Origin of the sequence: Streptomyces sp. NPDC006872 (assembly GCF_040635845.1) — a bacterium.
Taxonomy (GTDB): domain Bacteria; phylum Actinomycetota; class Actinomycetes; order Streptomycetales; family Streptomycetaceae; genus Streptomyces.
Map to the genome: position 1 here is coordinate 1 of NZ_JBEYIL010000054.1, position 2029 is coordinate 2029.

General features: G+C 63.6%; 1 protein-coding gene. It reads right to left on the minus strand.

Annotated elements, in window-relative coordinates; translation table 11 throughout:
- Positions 1-74: 74 nt before the first annotated feature.
- Positions 75-1877 (minus strand): group II intron reverse transcriptase/maturase, encoded by a 1803-nt coding sequence (ltrA, locus tag ABZ725_RS52465; RefSeq protein WP_358809464.1) that lies wholly within the window; start codon positions 1875-1877, stop codon positions 75-77.
- Positions 1878-2029 lie beyond the last annotated feature (152 nt).

Consider the following 2029-nt stretch of genomic DNA (forward strand, 5'->3'; position numbering starts at 1 on the left):
AGTCGGGTAGCGGGGACGCATTACTGCGTCCCCGCCCCCTCAGAACCGTGCAAGCAGCTTTCACCGCACACGGCTCAAGCAAGCCCCAAAGGCTCGTCGGCAGGCAAAAGTGCTGGATCTGTCATCTCGGCGGCTCTATTCCGCCGTTGACAATGGGTGTGGAGGAGACGGAGTCGTTGACTGTCCGACGTGCTGCCGTCCGGAAACGCGATGTATTGCTTGGAGATCGCCTTCCGGATGACCGCCCGCCACGCTTCCCATTCCTGCGGGCTTTGTGGCGGGTGGTCGGCGTGCAGCAAGAGTCCTCCGCAGATCGGGCAACGGCCATGCTGTGCCTGTAGTAGACGCACGGTCATAGCGTCGATTGGTAGGTGGGTTCCCTTGCGTCGCCGGTGAGCCCAATAGGATTCCAGGGCAGGGTCGTCCGGGGACGCCTTCCCCTTGACCAGTTGGTGCCGGACTGTCTTCGTCCAGGAGAACTTGAGCAGGTAGGCGCCACTGTCGCGGTCACCGAACACCCACCGGTCCTTCCTGGACCTGTTGAACCGGCCGAAGTACTTGTCGGATATCCAGTGCTTCGGCTTGTTCGGGTGGCTGTGCTTGGCCCACTTGTAAGCGAGCTTCCACATGTGATTGTCCAGCGCCGTGAAGATCTCGCTGGACACCACCGTCCGGTAGTAGGCCGACCAACCCCGCACGATCGGGTTGATCTTCTTGAGTACCGCACCGGCGTTGGCCCCTCGCAGGGCCACCATTTCGGTGCTGAGCCGTTCCCGTATCCGTCTCTGAGCCGCTTTGCTCGGCTTGATCAGCAGTTTGTCGTGATAGCGGCGGACGTTGAATCCCAGGAAGTCGAATCCGCTATCCGCGCGGACGATTCGTGTCTTGTCCTCGTGGAAGGCGAGTCCCTTGGGCGTCAGCCATGCAGCCAGCCGTTCTTTGACCTGCTCGGCCTGTTCACGGCTGGTGCACATCGCGACGAAATCATCTGCGTACCTCACCAGTACAGGGCTACCGCTTTGCGCGCTCCCGGCATCTCTGCCGGTGGTGTAATAGCGGACCCCTGCGGCTTCCTCCATTCCGTGCAGGGCCACGTTGAAGAGCAACGGGCTGATCACCCCACCCTGCGGAGTTCCCTCCTCGGTCGGGGCGAACCGGCCGCGATCAACAACCCCGGCCTTGAGCCACTGCCGGACCAGTCCCCGGGCGGGGAAGGTGCCGAGAGCGGCCATGAGCCGGGCGTGATCGATGCGGTCGAACGCCGCCGTCAGGTCCGCGTCGAGTACCCACGCACGCTGTGGGTTCTTCCCGTTGAGCGTGGAGTAGATGGCCCCGATCGCGTCGTGACAGCCGCGGCCGGGCCGGAAGCCGTACGACTTCGGCTCGAACCGCGCTTCCCACTCGGGTTCCAGTGCTCCCAATGCCACAGCTTGCAGGCACCGGTCAACAATCACGGGAATCCCGAGTCCGCGCTTCTTCGTGGTCCCCGGTTTGGGGATGAACACCCGCTTGACGGGCTTGGGAATCCACGGCCGGGCACGGTGCTGAACCCAGTGGGCCAATGCGGCCTTGGACTGGGAAAGTAGCACCACCTTTCCGTCGACTCCCGCCGTCGCGCGTCCCGCGTTGATCTCTGTGACCCGTCGCACGCTCAGGAGCGTGTTGGAGCGGGACCGGAGCATCAGCTTCTGCAAATTGCGGACCTTCTTCAAGTCCCCTGCCTGCGATGCCGTGAAGATTCTCTGCCGCAGACGCCGTACGTCTTCCTCGACCCGCCGCCAGTCAACCGACGCCCAGTCCAAGTCTTCGCCCTCGGGTCCGTTCACCGGAACAGAAGCAGCCGGAAGGGCCGGGGCCGGTCCGTCCGCTATCTGCATGGTGTCCAACTTGCCCCTCGGTTCCGCCGTCGTCGTTCAGTGATTCTGCACAGACTTACCCGGCCCACGTCAGCACCCTTTCAGGTCCGGGCAGTTCACCCGTATCCGGACGGTTATGCGGGGCGACCGGCGGAGAGTCCGATCGTCTGCCC